10 protein-coding genes and 2 pseudogenes are annotated in these 15,579 nt (G+C 46.7%); 8 read left to right on the top strand and 4 right to left on the bottom strand.

The annotated features are described in order from the left end of the window. Window positions 1-36 precede the first annotated feature (36 nt). The 4 genes from ACERC5_RS02670 to uvrA all read right to left on the bottom strand — a co-directional run bounded on the left by ACERC5_RS02670 (window position 37) and on the right by uvrA (window position 7,231). Window positions 37-1,584 (bottom strand): MFS transporter, encoded by a 1,548-nt coding sequence (locus ACERC5_RS02670; RefSeq protein WP_373660100.1) that lies wholly within the window; start codon window positions 1,582-1,584, stop codon window positions 37-39. Window positions 1,585-1,907: 323 nt separating this feature from the next. Next, complete coding sequence (gene recG / locus ACERC5_RS02665) at window positions 1,908-3,926, bottom strand: ATP-dependent DNA helicase RecG (RefSeq protein WP_373660098.1); 2,019 nt, start codon at window positions 3,924-3,926, stop codon at window positions 1,908-1,910. A 214-nt stretch (window positions 3,927-4,140) separates the two neighbouring features. Continuing rightward, a complete protein-coding gene (locus ACERC5_RS02660; protein WP_373658004.1) occupies window positions 4,141-4,323 on the bottom strand; it encodes a DUF1905 domain-containing protein in 183 nt (60 codons plus the stop codon). 85 nt (window positions 4,324-4,408) lie between these two features. After that, on the bottom strand, window positions 4,409-7,231 hold the full coding sequence (uvrA, locus tag ACERC5_RS02655; protein WP_373660097.1) for an excinuclease ABC subunit UvrA: 2,823 nt from the start codon (window positions 7,229-7,231) through the stop codon (window positions 4,409-4,411). 125 nt (window positions 7,232-7,356) lie between these two features. On the opposite strand from uvrA, the gene ACERC5_RS02650 reads away from it, so the two are divergent. From ACERC5_RS02650 to ACERC5_RS02615, 8 genes and pseudogenes are all read left to right on the top strand, one after another. Next, the gene (locus ACERC5_RS02650; RefSeq protein WP_373660096.1) at window positions 7,357-8,301 is read left to right on the top strand and encodes a magnesium transporter CorA family protein; all 945 of its coding nucleotides are present in this window, start codon (window positions 7,357-7,359) and stop codon (window positions 8,299-8,301) included. A gap of 107 nt (window positions 8,302-8,408) precedes the next feature. Further along, entirely contained in the window at window positions 8,409-9,068 is a 660-nt protein-coding gene (locus ACERC5_RS02645) for a DUF1129 domain-containing protein (RefSeq protein ID WP_373658007.1), read from the top strand. Between the two features lie 243 nt (window positions 9,069-9,311). After that, window positions 9,312-9,413 (top strand): annotated as a pseudogene (locus ACERC5_RS02640) (YSIRK-type signal peptide-containing protein); the annotation flags it as partial. Between the two features lie 33 nt (window positions 9,414-9,446). Further along, window positions 9,447-9,713: a hypothetical protein gene (locus tag ACERC5_RS02635; RefSeq protein ID WP_373660095.1), complete on the top strand. Its 267-nt coding sequence runs from the start codon at window positions 9,447-9,449 to the stop codon at window positions 9,711-9,713. 36 nt (window positions 9,714-9,749) lie between these two features. Then, the gene (locus tag ACERC5_RS02630) at window positions 9,750-10,280 is read left to right on the top strand and encodes a hypothetical protein (RefSeq protein ID WP_373660094.1); all 531 of its coding nucleotides are present in this window, start codon (window positions 9,750-9,752) and stop codon (window positions 10,278-10,280) included. A 140-nt stretch (window positions 10,281-10,420) separates the two neighbouring features. Further along, window positions 10,421-14,044: an alpha-N-acetylglucosaminidase gene (locus tag ACERC5_RS02625; protein WP_373660093.1), complete on the top strand. Its 3,624-nt coding sequence runs from the start codon at window positions 10,421-10,423 to the stop codon at window positions 14,042-14,044. Between the two features lie 350 nt (window positions 14,045-14,394). Then, on the top strand, window positions 14,395-15,093 hold the full coding sequence (locus ACERC5_RS02620) for an N-acetylmannosamine-6-phosphate 2-epimerase (protein WP_018368159.1): 699 nt from the start codon (window positions 14,395-14,397) through the stop codon (window positions 15,091-15,093). A 19-nt stretch (window positions 15,094-15,112) separates the two neighbouring features. Beyond that, a pseudogene (locus tag ACERC5_RS02615) lies at window positions 15,113-15,579 on the top strand (ABC transporter ATP-binding protein); the annotation flags it as partial.

Here is a 15,579-nt window from a genome sequence, read left to right as displayed (position 1 = left end):
GATGGGCAACAACCAATCCGCTTTAGTAAGGAAACCTTAAGGTTCGTCTACTGGGTACTGTGATAGGTCGACATAGTCCATATCAGATAATGGGACGTTTTTAGCAATGTCTTGTACCCGTTCATTATCTTTAGCTGCTTTCATGGCGTGGATTTTCTCTTGGACACGTGCCATTTCTTCATTGTCAAGTTTGTAAAATTTCATCAAGAAGAGGGACACCAGCAAGACTGCTATCGGAATGATAGCAAAGAGTGCAATGGTCGCTAATTTCAAATCAGAGGTTAAAGCTGTTTCAGCAGTTGGGTATTCTTTGGCAAAACCAACCGCAGCTAGCACCCAGCCCACCACCATCGGAGCAAAGGATGATGCAATAGAATCTGTGAAAGAGAAGATGGTCCCAATCATCCCTGACACATAACGCCCAGAGACGGAGGTTTCATAGTCAGAAATATCAGCGCCCATGGTCAATACCAAACCTGACGGCGCTGAGGCAAAGTAACGTCCAAGCGCGTAGAGAACAACAAAGGCTAAACTAAACCCACCCCAGCTAGTAAGGTTTAAACTACCAGGTTCAGCCACAAAGAGTAAACCAGCCACACCCGCAAGGGCAGCAATCCCAACTTGTAAACACATGATGTAAGCTCGACGCAGACCTTTTTTACGGGCAACGCTGGCGGCAAAGGTTGTAACTAAAACGTTTGGAATGACCATCAAGCCTGAAATCACACCAGATAAGGCATAATCACCAAAGAGAATCCCAAAAAGCATCACGGTCACTACCGCATCTCCAAAAAGCTGAGCGCTAAATTTAATTAAAGCAGCAGAGATGGAGAGTACCTGCAGGGGCTTGTTACCCTTGATGACCTTAATATAATCTTTCATTTCGGTCTTTTGAGTTTTCTCTTCTCCGAGGCCAAAGTATTTCTTGTTATCCTTCTCCCAGATACCGACAACAGCCAGAGCTCCTAGGATAGCCGAAATGATGATGACACCCCACATGAGTTCATTGAAGAAAGAATCGGTAAAGCCCCCATGCTTCTTCATCAAGTAACCAGACACAACAATCTGGCTGCCGGAGAAGAGAATAGCTGACATGACACCGTCTGCGATGTTGAAAATCGGGCGCTGTTTAGGGTCATTGGTCAAAGCTGTCTGACCTGCCTTGGTAATAGTTTGTTGCATGGAGTAGCCGATTTTATGAATAATCAGGGCTACAATAAAGAGTGGCATGGTCAAAGCTTTGCCAAAGTGATCGATATTGAAGAGAAAGATAAAAGACAAGGCTGTGATAAGATTACCCAAAATCAAAATCGGACGGTATTTCCCAAATTTGGTATCGGTCTTATCGATTAAGACCCCAATTGATGGGTCGATAATCCCATCAAAAATACGGATATAACCCATGAGTTGGCTGACAAAAATAGCAGCCAAACCTAAAATCCCAGTAGAGAAATAAGTAACAAAACTAAAGGCAACCAGATAGATGTTAGTTGAGGTATTGTTAGCAGCAAAAAGAATGATTTGCCACAACTTAGCACGGTTGTAAGCGACGTTATCGCTTCTATCGACAGTTTGTTGACCCATGACGAGCCTCCTTTTATTGAAATAAAATGGTGGAAACGTTTTTACAAGGTCATTCTATCATTCATCTGATGACTTGTCAAGTTTTTTTGTGTTTTTTATTTATAATTATCAATTTTTCTTAAAATACATAAGATGTTTTTTGTGTGGAAAAAGATTTATTTTACAAAACATCATACCAATTTTTCCTCAATCAAGCAGAAAAAGAGCTACTAACCATTTAAGCACCAGCACCATTTGTCAATAAAAAAATGATCACCCGATGTTAATCAAGGTCATCATTTTTTCTCTGCCTTCTTCTGAGGTAGAGGATAGGTCTTCCTCCGTCAGTCAAAGTGTTCTTTTTTATTGAGATAAGGGAGGAGCACAGCGTTTTCTGGTTGAGTTTTCCAGTCTGGGTTAGACACTATCTGACTGGCTACCTTTCTGGCTTCTTCTAAGATGGGGTAATCCTCGACCAAATCAGCTACCTTAAACTCAGGAAGACCTGATTGACGGGTGCCAAAAATCTCACCAGACCCTCGCATCTTGAGGTCGGTCTCTGCTAGAACAAAGCCGTCTGTGGTCTCGGTCATAATGGTCATGCGTTCCTTGCCTAAATCAGTCTTTGGATTAGCGACTAAAATGGCATAAGATTGTTTATTTCCACGACCAACTCGACCGCGGAGCTGATGAAGCTGGCTGAGTCCGAAACGGTCCGCATCCATAATCAGCATGACCGTGGCATTAGGAACATTGACCCCAACCTCGATGACCGTTGTCGATACTAACAGCGATGTCTTCTGAGATTTGAAGTCCTGCATGATGGCATCTTTTTCTTCATTTTTCAGGCGACCGTGGAGTAGCCCGACCGCGGTCACATCCGTAAAATAGGCAGATAGTTCCTCGTGCAGGACGATGGCATTTTTCAAATCCAAGCTCTCACTCTCCTCAATCAAAGGAGAAATCACATAGGCCTGAGCCCCCTTTAACAGCTCACCCTTGAGCCACCCCAAGACCTGCTCCAACTGGCTGTGTTTGACCCAGCGGGTGATGATGGGTTTGCGTCCAGCAGGCAACTGGTCGATGATGGACACATCCATGTCCCCAAAGGCTGTGATGGCTAACGTCCTTGGAATGGGCGTTGCCGTCATCATGAGGACATCGGGATTATCCCCCTTTTCACGAAAAATCCGCCGTTGCTTAACCCCAAAGCGATGCTGCTCGTCGGTAATGACCAGTCCCAGCTTGCGGTAGGTCACGCCCTCTTGAATCAGAGCGTGGGTGCCAACGACCATATCGACACTTCCGTCAGCAATGGCAGCTAGGGTCGCACGCTTAGCAGCAGCCTTCATTCCCGAGGTCAAGAGAGCGATTGAGACATCTGGCAAGAGCTGGCGCAGACTTGCCACATGTTGTTCCGCCAAAATCTCTGTCGGCACCATCAGCGCTGACTGGTAGCCGGCCGTCAGCGCGGCATACATGGCTAGCGCTGCCACCACGGTCTTACCGCTCCCCACATCCCCCTGCAAGAGGCGGTTCATGTGCCTGCCTGACGCCATATCCGCCAAAATTTCTGTTAAGCTCTTTTCTTGGGCTGGGGTTAGGGCAAATGGCAGAGCTGCCACCTGTTTGTCCAACCGCTTTTTATCGTAGGTCAAGGCTAGGCCACTGGTTTCCTGTTTGTTCTCATGCTTCAAAACTTGCAAGTCCAGCTGAAAATAGAGGAGTTCCTCGAACTTGACCCGTCGTAACGCCTGCTTATAATGGGCCAGATCAGTTGGAAAATGCATGGCATAACAGGCCTCTTGTCGACTGAGCAGGCGATATTTATCTAGTAAGTATTGGGGGAGGTTTTCTTGTAAGAGCGTCAGATACCCCAAATCAATGGCAGCTGTGATGGCCTTGACCAGATTAGTTTGGGTGACGCCTTGGGTCGTGTGATAGACTGGTTGCAGGTCCTCATTTAACTGTGCCAGTACCTTCATGCCTGTCAAGTGCCCTTTAGCGGTATCCCATTTCCCAAAGATAGCGACCTGCTGCCCAACCTGAATCTTTTCCTGCAAGTAAGGCTGGTTAAAAAAGCTGACCCCAACAACCACCTCACCCTGACGCAGTTTGAAGCTCAGCCTATTTTTCTTAAACCCATAATACTGAACATGAGCAGGTGTGGCGACCTCGCCTGCTACCACAGCCTTTTCGCCGTCGAGCAAGTCCAGGACCTGACGACTGCTGAAATCCTCGTAGCGAAAGGGGTAGTGAACCAGTAGATCCTCGATAGTGACTAGACCCAGCTGGGCAAATTTTTCCGCTGACTTAGGCCCGATGCCTGGGAGCACAGCCAGCTTGTCATGTAAGCTTATCATGGGACTATTATAACATAAAACGTCTTCAGCAGGATGATTGATTATTTGGAAGTGTGTCGCGTTGCCACATTGAGAACGGGGATGTTCAGTAGATAATAAAAACCATAACCATTCTTTAGACGAGTGGTTATGATTTTGTTGTCACAATTTTTTCAGTAGTTATCAGTTCACTTAATGACTGACAGATTGTGTAGACTTCTAATCTTCCATCATACTAAAGTGTAACGGTAATCATATCACCATCTGTCTTTTGAAGCGCCTCACGCAAGGTCTTGTTGATGGAGATGATAGGGAAATTCTCTTTTCTTGGAGCTAAGAAGCGTTCGGGTAGCTCGATGCCGTCTAGCAAACCATAGACCTTAACCTTGCCCCAGCCAAAGGTCGGTTGCTTGGTCAAGGGATTTCAAGATAGTAGGTCCATGCGCTGTTACCTGGCTTGTAGCGGAGAGGCAAATTAACCTAATCCAGTAATAGGAGCTTCACTAGAGCTTCGCCTTTAAATACTGGCCTGTGTAGCTAGCTTCCACCGCTGCAACGGCTTCTGGTGTGCCAGTGGCAATGATTTGCCCACCGCCGTCCCCCCCTTCTGGCCCGAGGTCGATGATATGGTCAGCGGTTTTGATGACATCTAGATTATGCTCGATAACCAGTACTGTATTGCCATCGTCGACGAAGCGTTCCAAGACATTGAGGAGGCGAGCGATGTCGTCGGTGTGGAGGCCTGTGGTCGGCTCGTCCAAAATATAGAAGGACTTGCCTGTGGAGCGCTTGTGGAGCTCGCTGGCTAGTTTCATCCGCTGGGCTTCACCGCCTGATAGGGTAGTGGCTGGCTGTCCTAGAGTGACATAGCCCAGACCGACATCCTTGATGGTTTGGATTTTCCGAGCGATTTTGGGAATAGCCGCAAAGAACTCCAAGGCATCGTTGACCGTCATGTCAAGAATTTCAGCGATGTTCTTGTCCTTGTAACGGACTTCTAGCGTCTCACTATTGTAGCGGCGACCGTGGCAGACCTCGCAGGGCACATAAACGTCTGGCAGGAAATGCATCTCAATCTTGATAATCCCATCGCCTGAGCAGGCCTCACAACGTCCCCCTTTGACATTAAAGGAGAAACGCCCTTTTTTGTAGCCACGGATTTTGGCTTCGTTGATCTGGGAAAAGAGGTCACGAATATCATCGAAGACCCCGGTATAGGTCGCAGGGTTTGACCGCGGTGTCCGCCCAATAGGGCTCTGGTCGATGTCAATCAACCGCTCGATGTACTCGATACCAGTGATTGCTTTGTGCTTGCCAGGTTTGTCACTGTTTTTGTAAAGTTTTTGAGCAATGGCTTTTTTGAGGATACTGTTGATCAGGGTTGATTTGCCAGAGCCTGAGACCCCAGTCACGGCGATGAATTTGCCCAGCGGGAACTTGGCAGAGACGTTTTTGAGATTGTTCTCAGTAGCGCCAATGACCTCGATAAAGCGACCGTTGCCTGCTCGTCGTTCAGTTGGGACAGGAATGTTCTTCTTACCAGACAAGTAGGCGCCTGTGATGGACTGTTTATCCTTGGCGACTTGTTTGGGTGTGCCAGAGGCGACAATTTTGCCACCAAACTGACCAGCACCAGGTCCCACATCAATGAGCCAGTCTGCCGCCATCATGGTATCCTCGTCGTGTTCCACGACAATCAGGGTATTGCCTAGGTCACGCATCTTTTTCAAGCTGTCAATCAGGCGGTCGTTGTCCCGCTGATGGAGACCGATAGAAGGCTCATCCAGCACATAGAGGACGCCAGATAGGTTGGAGCCTATTTGGGTCGCTAGGCGAATTCGCTGACTCTCGCCTCCTGATAGGGTGCCTGCGGAGCGAGACAGGGTTAGGTAGTTGAGCCCGACGTTGTTGAGGAAGGTCAGGCGATTATGGATTTCCTTGATGATGGGTCTAGCAATGATGGCATCGTTGTCGCCTAGTTCCAGCTCGTTGAGAACCGCCAGGTGCTTTTCGATGGACAGGTCGGACAACTGCCCTAGATGGATTCCCTGTTCACCACCGACCCGAACAGACAGAGCTTGGCTATTGAGGCGGTAGCCGTGGCAGGTCGCACAGGTCAGCTCGTTCATATAGGAACGCATGACATTTCGCGTATAGTCACTGGTGCTCTCGTGGTAGCGGCGGTTGATGTTGACCGCAACGCCCTCAAAAGGTAGGTCGATGTCACGAATACCGCCAAACTCGTTTTCGTAGTGGAAATGGAACTCCTGCTCCCCAGAGCCGTAGAGCACCAACTCCTTATCAGTGTCAGACAGGTCAGCCCAAGGCTTGTCCATATCAACCCCCAACTGACCCATGGCCTGCTCCAGCATTTGAGGGTAGTAAGTAGAAGAAATCGGGTTCCAAGGTGCAAGCGCCCCCTCACGCAGGGTCAGGCTAGGGTCAGGAATAACCAAGTCCAAATCGACCTCAAGCCGTATGCCCAGACCATCGCAGGTCGGACAAGAACCAAACGGTGCGTTGAAAGAGAAGAGTCGCGGCTCCAGCTCAGGCACGGTAAATTCGCAGACAGGGCAGGCATAGTGCTCAGAAAAGAGCAATTCGTTGCCGTCCATGGTGTCGATGATGACGTAACCATCTGCCAGTCGCAAGGCCGCCTCGATCGAATCAAAGAGTCTCGACCGAATGCTGTCCTTATTGACCAGACGGTCGACCACAACCTCGATGTGATGGAGCTTGCTCTTGGACAGTTCAGGCACTTCAGTCACATCGTAAACCTCGCCATTGACCCGCACCCGTACATAGCCATCCTTGGCAATCTTTTCAAATAAGGGTTTGTGCTGGCCTTTCTTGCGCCGAACGACAGGCGCTAGAATCTGCATCCGTGTCCGTTCGGGCAGCTCTAGAACCTTATCCACGATTTGCTCTACTGAACTGGCCGCAATCTCACCGTGCCCATTGACGCAGTAGGGCTTGCCGACCCGCGCGTAGAGCAGGCGCAGGTAATCGTTGATTTCCGTCGCTGTCCCTACGGTTGAGCGTGGGTTCTTACTGGTGGTTTTTTGGTCGATGGAAATGGCAGGGCTGAGCCCCTCGATGCTATCCACATCAGGCTTTTCCATGTTGCCCAAAAACTGTCTGGCGTAGGCGGACAGGCTCTCCACATAACGGCGTTGCCCTTCGGCATAGATGGTATCAAAGGCCAGACTGGACTTGCCAGACCCGGAGAGACCAGTCACCACGACCAGTTTGTCACGAGGAATCTCCACCGTGATATCTTTCAAATTGTGGGCACGCGCCCCACGAACGATGAGTTTATCTTGCATAGTTAGTTATCAGTCTTTCTTCATTATCTTTCCATTATACCAAATTTTTTAGAACAACTTCGTCCCAAAAGTTTCATAATTAGTGTATAATAGAAAGGTATGACCATTAATCAAGGAGGGCTATCATGAAACAGATATTCTTATCATCCGTTGGACAGTTTGACGAAATTGAAACTTTCCAGCCGGGCTCTTGGATTAATTTAGTCAACCCCTCACAAGAAGAGTCTGTCAAATTAGCCGAGCAATTTAATATCGACATCACTGACTTACGTGCACCGCTCGATGTGGAAGAAACGTCACGTGTTGCTATCGAGGATAACTATACCTTGATTATCGTTGACGTTCCGACCCAGGAAGAGCGTAATCACAAAAATTACTATGCCACCATTCCTTTGGGCATCATTGTTACAAAGGAGGCTATTATTACCACTTGTCTTGAGCCCTTATCTCTCTTTGATAATTTCCTCAAAAAGCGAGTGAAGAATTTTTACACCTTTATGAAAACGCGTTTCGTCTTTCAACTGCTTTATCGCAATGCTGAGCTCTTTCTGACAGCGTTGCGCAGCATTGACCGCCAAACAGACCGAATTAGTGCCCATCTGGAACGTGCCACCCGAAATGAGCAAGTCATCGATATGATGGAGCTGGAAAAGTCTGTCGTTTACCTGAAGGCTTCCCTGAAACTCAATGAGCGCGTGGTTAAAAAGCTATCGTCTCATAGTAGTAGCCTGAAAAAGTACCCCGAAGACGAAGATTTGCTAGAGGATACCCTGATTGAGACCCAGCAGGCCTTGGAGATGGCGGATATCTATGGGACGGTCTTATCAGCTCTGACAGAGACGTCTGCAGCCATTATCTCCAACAATCAGAACACCATTATGAAAACCTTAGCGCTGATGACGATTGCCTTAGATATCCCTACGGTGATTTTCTCAGCTTACGGCATGAACGTCGGCGAAGCTGGTATGCCCTTTAGTCAGTATCCACAAGCTTTCACGATTGTTGTCTTGATTTCGCTTGGCTTTAGCCTCAGCGTTGTTGTCTACTTTATCAAAAATAAATGGTTCTAAAAAAACATGTTCTGTGCCAAGGCTTCTAACAGTAGCTCTATAAATCAGAATAGCTCAGCTCTGCCATTGACCACTCCCTAACTTATCCCAAACTAGAAAGGACAATCATGTCACAACTCGAACAACTCACTAAGAAAAATCAGGAATTTATCCACATCGCTACTAAGCAATTGATTAAAGATGGTAAGTCAGACGATGAGATTAAAGCGATTCTGGAAGACATTTTGCCAACGATTATTGAGGCGCAACAGACAGGCGAGACCGCTCGTCATCTGCTGGGGGCTCCGACGGTTTGGGCAGTTGGCTTTAGTCAGCCGGAAATAAGCCAGTCAGCCATCGCTGAAAAAAATACCAATCCTTATCTCATGTGGCTTGACATGACCTTACTTTTGATTGCCGTTATCGCTCTTCTGAATGCGGCGACTACGCTGTTTAGCAAGGAAGCTCTGCCGACCAAACTAGTGTCTCTGCTGGTTCTTGCGATGCTGGGTGGGGTTGCGATGTACCTCAACTACCACTTCATCTACCGTTACATGGGGCTCGACCGTAGCCAACGTCCGCCGATGTTCAAGAGTCTGTTGATTTTAGTTACCTCGATGGCACTTTGGATTACCATCAGCTCGGCGACAGCACTATTGCCAGATAGCATCAACATTACCCTTCCTCTGCCTGTTTTGCTCGTTCTTGCTGCTATCGGTTTTGGCGCACGCTATTACCTCAAACGCAAATATAATATTCAAAATGCTATGGCACCTGCTGGAAAATAAGATGGCTAAGACATCTAAACTCTCAGTTTCTGGGAGTTTTTTTATATTTTCATCAAAAAGTTTGCTACTCAACCAAGCATCTATGACAGTTAGAACCACAGGTCACTTATAGCTAACTCACACTGAACTAACAATGGTAAATTTAACATCTTTTTACTAAATTTTACTTAATAAGTGTTGATTTTCTGTAGTCGTTGAGCTATACTATAAATATATTGAAAACGCAACCAAAAGGAGTTAGCCATATTTTTATCTGACAAACAGAACCGCTATAGCATTAGGAAATTTTCCGTCGGTGTTTGCTCTGCCATTATCGGATTAAGTTTCCTAACCAGTACGCAGGTCGCTGCGGCAGAGACAGAAGAGCTTAAATCAGAAATGGCACCTGTCGTCAAGGAGGTCGTCCAGCCTATCGAGAACACACCTGCTTCAAGTCTTACAAAGGTTTCGGAGCAAGCAGAAGAAGCCGCTCAACCGACGAATCAGACTGACAATGCTAGCAGTCAGCCGACGATAGTAATGGATCGAGCAGCTGAGCCAACCAGCAGTCCAGAAGTTACCGTCGGCGTCACCAATATCAGCGCTAAATCTGGTAATAACACCAGCCCTGAAGCAGTTCTTGACGGGAACTCTAGCACGGTCTGAGAGTCTGTCCCCAGTCAACCAAACAGCTATGAGGGCATGTATGACCATAATCGCGTCTTGGATTTAACCTTGGACGGCACATACGACCTGACCAAGATTACTGTTAAAACAAGAGTTGACAATTCATTCAGCAATTATTACATTTACGCCTCCGAAGATGGCAACGACTACAAGCGCATCGCTGCTAAAGTAGACGAAACTCCTGCGACAGCTCAGGGTGAGACCTATGCCCTTGAAAACACGCGTGCAGCTTACATCCATGTCAATATGGCTTATAACTCTGAGCGTTTTATCACCAATTTAGCTGAGCTTGATATCCGTGGTCACAAGGTTTCTGACCATATTCCAGCAAAAGAACCGATCACTGTCACTGATTGGGAAAAAAGCGAGTGGAAAGAGAAATGGGATCGGTTTGAAGAAGATAAGACCTATGCCAAAGATACGGTCATCAAACAAATGGGAGAGCTGGTTGGGCGAGTTATCGGTCAAGAATGGCAGGACAAGTTCACTTTTGAGTTCAAAGAAGCCATCAATGATAAGGATACTTTTGAAATTGATAACCGCTAAGATGGCGGTATTGTCATCAAGGCCAATAACGGGATCGCCTTTGCATCAGGTTTTAACTATTACCTGATGCAAAGGTTGATTATGACCCTGTTTTCGCCTCCAACACCGCTTTTTCCGAGGTCACACCAGTAGAAGGTCCAGTGATTAAGCAGGCTAACTTTGACCACCGTTACGCCTTGAACTACACGACCTACTCCTACACCATGGCCTTTTGGGACTGGGATGAGTACGAGAAGCTTCTCGACTGGTCAGCTATGAATGGTATTAACCTCATGCTAGACATCGTTGGGCAAGAGGAAGTTCTCCGCCAGACCCTGAGGGAATTTAATTACAGTGACCAAGAGATTAAGGATTACATTCCAGGACCTGCCTACTATGCTTGGTTCTACATGCAAAACCTTTATAGCATCGGAGGTTCTCTGCCTGATAACTGGTTTGCCCAAAGGGTGGAGTTGGGGCGTCGGATTCATGACCGCATGCAGACGTTTGGCATCAAACCTGTTATTCAAGGCTTTGCTGGTCAAGTGCCTGAAACCTTTGCTCAGAAAAATCCTGGTGCTGTCCTGACACCGAAAGACCACTGGCCGAGCTTTATTCGGCTATCAATTATCAAGACCTATCTGACGCAAGAGGAGCGCCAGGCAGGTAAGGAGGATTTCTTCTCTCGGGTAGCTGATGTTTTCTATGCCAAGCAACGTAATGTTTTCGGCTCAGTATCACATTATTATTCTACTGACCCATTCCACGAAGGGGGCAATACAGGTGGCTTAGATGTCCGTCAGATTTACCGCTCTGTGCAGCAAAAAATGCTAGAACACGACCCACAAGCCATTTGGGTTATGCAACAGTGGCAAGGTAATCTAAAAGCGCCACAAATGCTGGATTTGGACAAGTCTAAACTTTTGGCTCTTGACTTGCAGACCGATATGCGGCACGAGCATGGGCTTTTTGAGAATAATGGCACGCCTTGGATTTACAACGTTCTCCATAACTTCGGTGGACGCATGGGCTCTGATGGGAACCTCACTAAAGTTGCTGTTGATCCCCTAAAAATGCTCAAGCAACGTAAGCACATGGTGGGTATCGGTCTGACAGCTGAAGCATTGGAAAACAATCCTGTCGTTTATGGGTTATTATTTGACACTAACTGGGCAGATGGGCCGATTGACATCAACCAATGGCTGGATAAATACGCAGAGCGCCGTATCGGCAGCGACCATGCACCGATTAAAGAAGCGTGGAAACTCTTGTTAGAGACCTCTTATCGCGATAAGGGACAATATTATCAAGGTGCACCGGAGTCCGTTATCAATGCCCGACCAAAGGAAAACTTCAAAGCTGCTTCCACTTGGGGACATAGTAGCATTTACTACGACCGTGAAAAGATCGACCAAGCCCTGAAGTTGATGCTATCAGGCTACGACACCTTCAAAGATTCAGCCGCTTATCGCTATGATGTCGCTGAATTAGCCAATCAAGTTTTAAGCAATGGGGCTAAAGAATACTACGACCGCATGATTGCGGCTAAACAGGAACGAAACCTCAATAAATTCAACCATTATGCTGGCGAATTTCTGAAAACCATTGATTTGACAGACCAGCTGGCTGCAACAACGCAAAAATTCATGCTGGATAATTGGATTTTGATGGCTCATAAGCTGCTGCCTGATGCTGATGATTGGACGAGCGACCTGTTTGAAGCCAATGCCAGAACGATTGTCACCACATGGGGGACAGAGCGCTCTGGTTCATTAAAAGATTACTCTAACCGGAAATGGTCTGGACTGACGGCTGACTTTTATAAAAAGCGTTGGGAAATCTGGATTCGCAACCGTCAAGCTGAGTTAGCTGGCACCAGCAAACGACCTGAGGATGTCAAAGCTGAGAGCAACTGGTACCGTTGGGAATCACGGTGGACAGCTCTCAAATCTGACACCGCCGATCTGGTCACTCAACCAGATACAACAAGCCTCGGTAGCTTAGCTCGTACAGTGCTCAACCAGCATTCTTACAGAACCATTAAACGGCAAGGGGAACAACTTATTCCTAAAAGTAATCTGGTGCTGGGTAAAACCTTTGTCACAGCTTCTGAAACAGCGGAAGGCAAAATAAGCCTGCTCAGCGATGGCTTAACGGACTTTACTTGGCAACCAAAAGGCGGCGGGCGTCATCAGTTAGAGGTTGATTTAGACGGCACTTATCGTCTGGATAGCATTAACTTGGCCTTCCCGCAGTTAGCCACAACCTTCCCATATGATATTGATGTCGAAGTGTTCAATCCCTTCCTCAACGATTGGACATTAGTGGAACGTCGCTACAATCGCCAACTGGATGCTAACGAGAGCTTTACGACGACAGCTATTGCCAGCAAGTTTAGATTAAAAATGACGTCACGGGAGACGACGTCTCCTATACGTCTCAATGATATCGAGATTATCGGTCATGCCCTTGGTGAAGAAAGGGTAAATCTTGTCAAAGGGGTAACGCCAACAACCAATAAAGGAAATACAGACAATGGTTTCCCGCTGACCAACATTACCGATGGTAATGAGGACAATCTCTGGAAAACAATGGACTGGGGAACAAGAGCTTACCCAGCTACAGTTACTGTACCAGTAGCTGAAACAGCCCTAGTTGATACGATTGATGTGGTGTTTGAATCTGCTGGTCGTCCCTTTAAGTTTGTGGTGAAAGTCACCGAACTTGATGGACGAGAAACAGTGGTCTATGACCGCTACCGCAATCACACAGGGACACTTGCTGAAAAAGATTTTGTGATTCCCGTTAAACGAGCGATTCGCAGTGCTAAGATAGATTACTACGGTATCACTGGAAAAGGTACCTTTTATGCAGCTGGTCCAGCTCTTGCTGAATTTAATCTTATGGGGCACTTGAAAGCTGAGGACTATCTATTGGCAGATTATGCAGAGCTGAACAAGGTCCTCGAGCGAGTTCCTTCTAACCTATCTTTATATAAAGAAGAAGTCGCTCAGCCACTTCAAGCATTGCTTGCGGCAATCAGTCCCAACCGGGAACGTCATGAGCAGGAGATTGTTAACGATTGGCAGAGCAATTTAACAAGCTATCTGGAGCGATTAACCTACAAGGCTGCCGATTACAGCGCCATTAGAAGCATATTGTCAACTGTTCCAGAGGACTTGACGAACTACACATTAACCACTGTGCTCAATCTCGACCGTGTGATGCAGCGGATTGACTATAACAAACTGATTACCGAGCAAGAACAGGTTGATGCCTATATCGAAACGCTTGATAAAGATGGTCACATCCTCAAGCCGAAGTTTCCAGCAACGGTCTCTCTTCCAATTGATGCCGAGAAATCTGTTGCACATGTTGTTTATTTGCCCAATAGCAATGAGCGTGAGGTCTTGCCATTTACTGAAATCGAACAAAACGGTCAGCGCTATGTCGTCTTCACCGCTAATCACTTCAGTGAATATGGGATTGTCTACAAACCAATAGCGACTGTTCCTCCTCAACAGCAGGTTACCGCAACAACTTTATTGGCAAACGATCTAGAACCTGAGTGCTTAGTGAATATTTCTGAAAATATCACAGCTGTTATGAGGTCATCCGCCAGCGCACCATTAAGTCAGATGATGAATGTCGCCAAGCCAGCTACCATGTTACCAAATACTGGCGAAGAAGATTCAAGGCTTGCAGTTACGGGAACTATTTCATTTCTCGCGGCTCTTGGGCTAGCAACCACTAGCTTAAAAAGACCTAGAGTCTCACGCAGATAAGGTTAATCAAATGGTTAAAAGCTAATCTGTTGCTCCTATTCAGAGAAGCCTATCCTAACCAAGAAACGTCCGAACATCGGGCGTTTTTTGTCCTCATTACTTTTTATTTTGTGAGATTTTAATCGTAATCATCGGATTGAGTTTAATGCTGTCCTCTACAGTAAAGCCTATTTTATTTGAAGACTGATTCTATTTTCAGAGTGCTGAAAGTAGTTTTAAGGTTATGAAAGCAGATACAGAAGCGTGAAAATGAAACCGAAACAAAAAAAACGCTTGCAAAAAAATGGGAATAATGTATAATAAAACTTGTAAACGTAAGTTGTTATAGATTAGAAAAGGAGGCAAGGTCTATGGGCCAAATGACCAAAGAAGCATTTTTAGGTCAAGTCAAAGATGGTCTCATCGTTTCTTGTCAAGCCTTACCGCATGAGCCGTTATACAGTGAAACAGGTGGTGTGATACCGCTTCTCGCTAAGGCTGCTGAGCAAGCTGGTGCTGTTGGGATTCGTGCTAACAGCGTCCGTGATATCAAAGAAATTCAAGCGGTAACGGACTTGCCGATTATTGGCATTATTAAGCGAGACTATCCGCCACAGGAACCTTTTATCACGGCAACCATGAAAGAAGTAGATGAGCTAGCCGAACTAGGTATTGCCGTCATCGCCCTTGATTGCACAAAACGTGAGCGTTATGATGGGCTGACAATTAGCGAATTTATTGGTCAGATTAAGGCTAAATATCCAAGTCAACTGTTGATGGCAGATATTTCAACCTATGATGAAGGTATGGCGGCATATGAAGCTGGTGTTGACTTTGTTGGGACAACCTTATCTGGCTACACCTCTTATAGTCGTCAAGAGTCAGGTCCGGATTTGGAGTTGATGAAACAGTTGACAGAAGCTGGGGTAGATGTTATCGCAGAAGGTAAAATTCATTATCCTCACGAAGCAAAAGCCGTCAAAGACCTAGGTGTTGCTGGTATCGTTGTTGGCGGTGCCATTACTCGACCAAAAGAAATTGCTGAGCGCTTTATCGCCGCACTAAAATAAGAAAAAGGAAGGTTTCTANTACCCAAACAGTGACTTCTACTCTGTTGAGGACTTTGATTTGGACATCAAGGACAAGGAGTTCATCGTCTTTGTTGGACCATCAGGTTGTGGTAAGTCGACCACTCTTCGCATGATTGCAGGACTTGAGGACATCACTGAGGGTGAGTTCTACATTGATGATGAGTTGATGAATGACATCGAGCCAAAAGACCGCGATATCGCCATGGTTTTCCAGAACTATGCGCTTTACCCACACATGACGGTCTATGACAACATGGCTTTCGGGCTCAAGTTGCGCAAGTACGACAAGGCTGATATCGACCGTCGAGTGCGTGAAGCAGCTGAGATTCTAGCTCTTACCGACTTCCTCCAACGTAAACCAGCTGACCTCTCTGGTGGTCAACGCCAACGTGTGGCGATGGGCCGTGCGATTGTCCGTGATGCCAAAGTATTCTTGATGGATGAGCCTCTGTCAAACTTGGATGC

Origin of the sequence: Streptococcus sp. E24BD (genome assembly GCF_041807825.1) — a bacterium.
GTDB classification, from domain to species: Bacteria; Bacillota; Bacilli; order Lactobacillales; family Streptococcaceae; genus Streptococcus; species Streptococcus entericus.
This window is presented reverse-complemented; position numbering and strand designations above follow the sequence as displayed.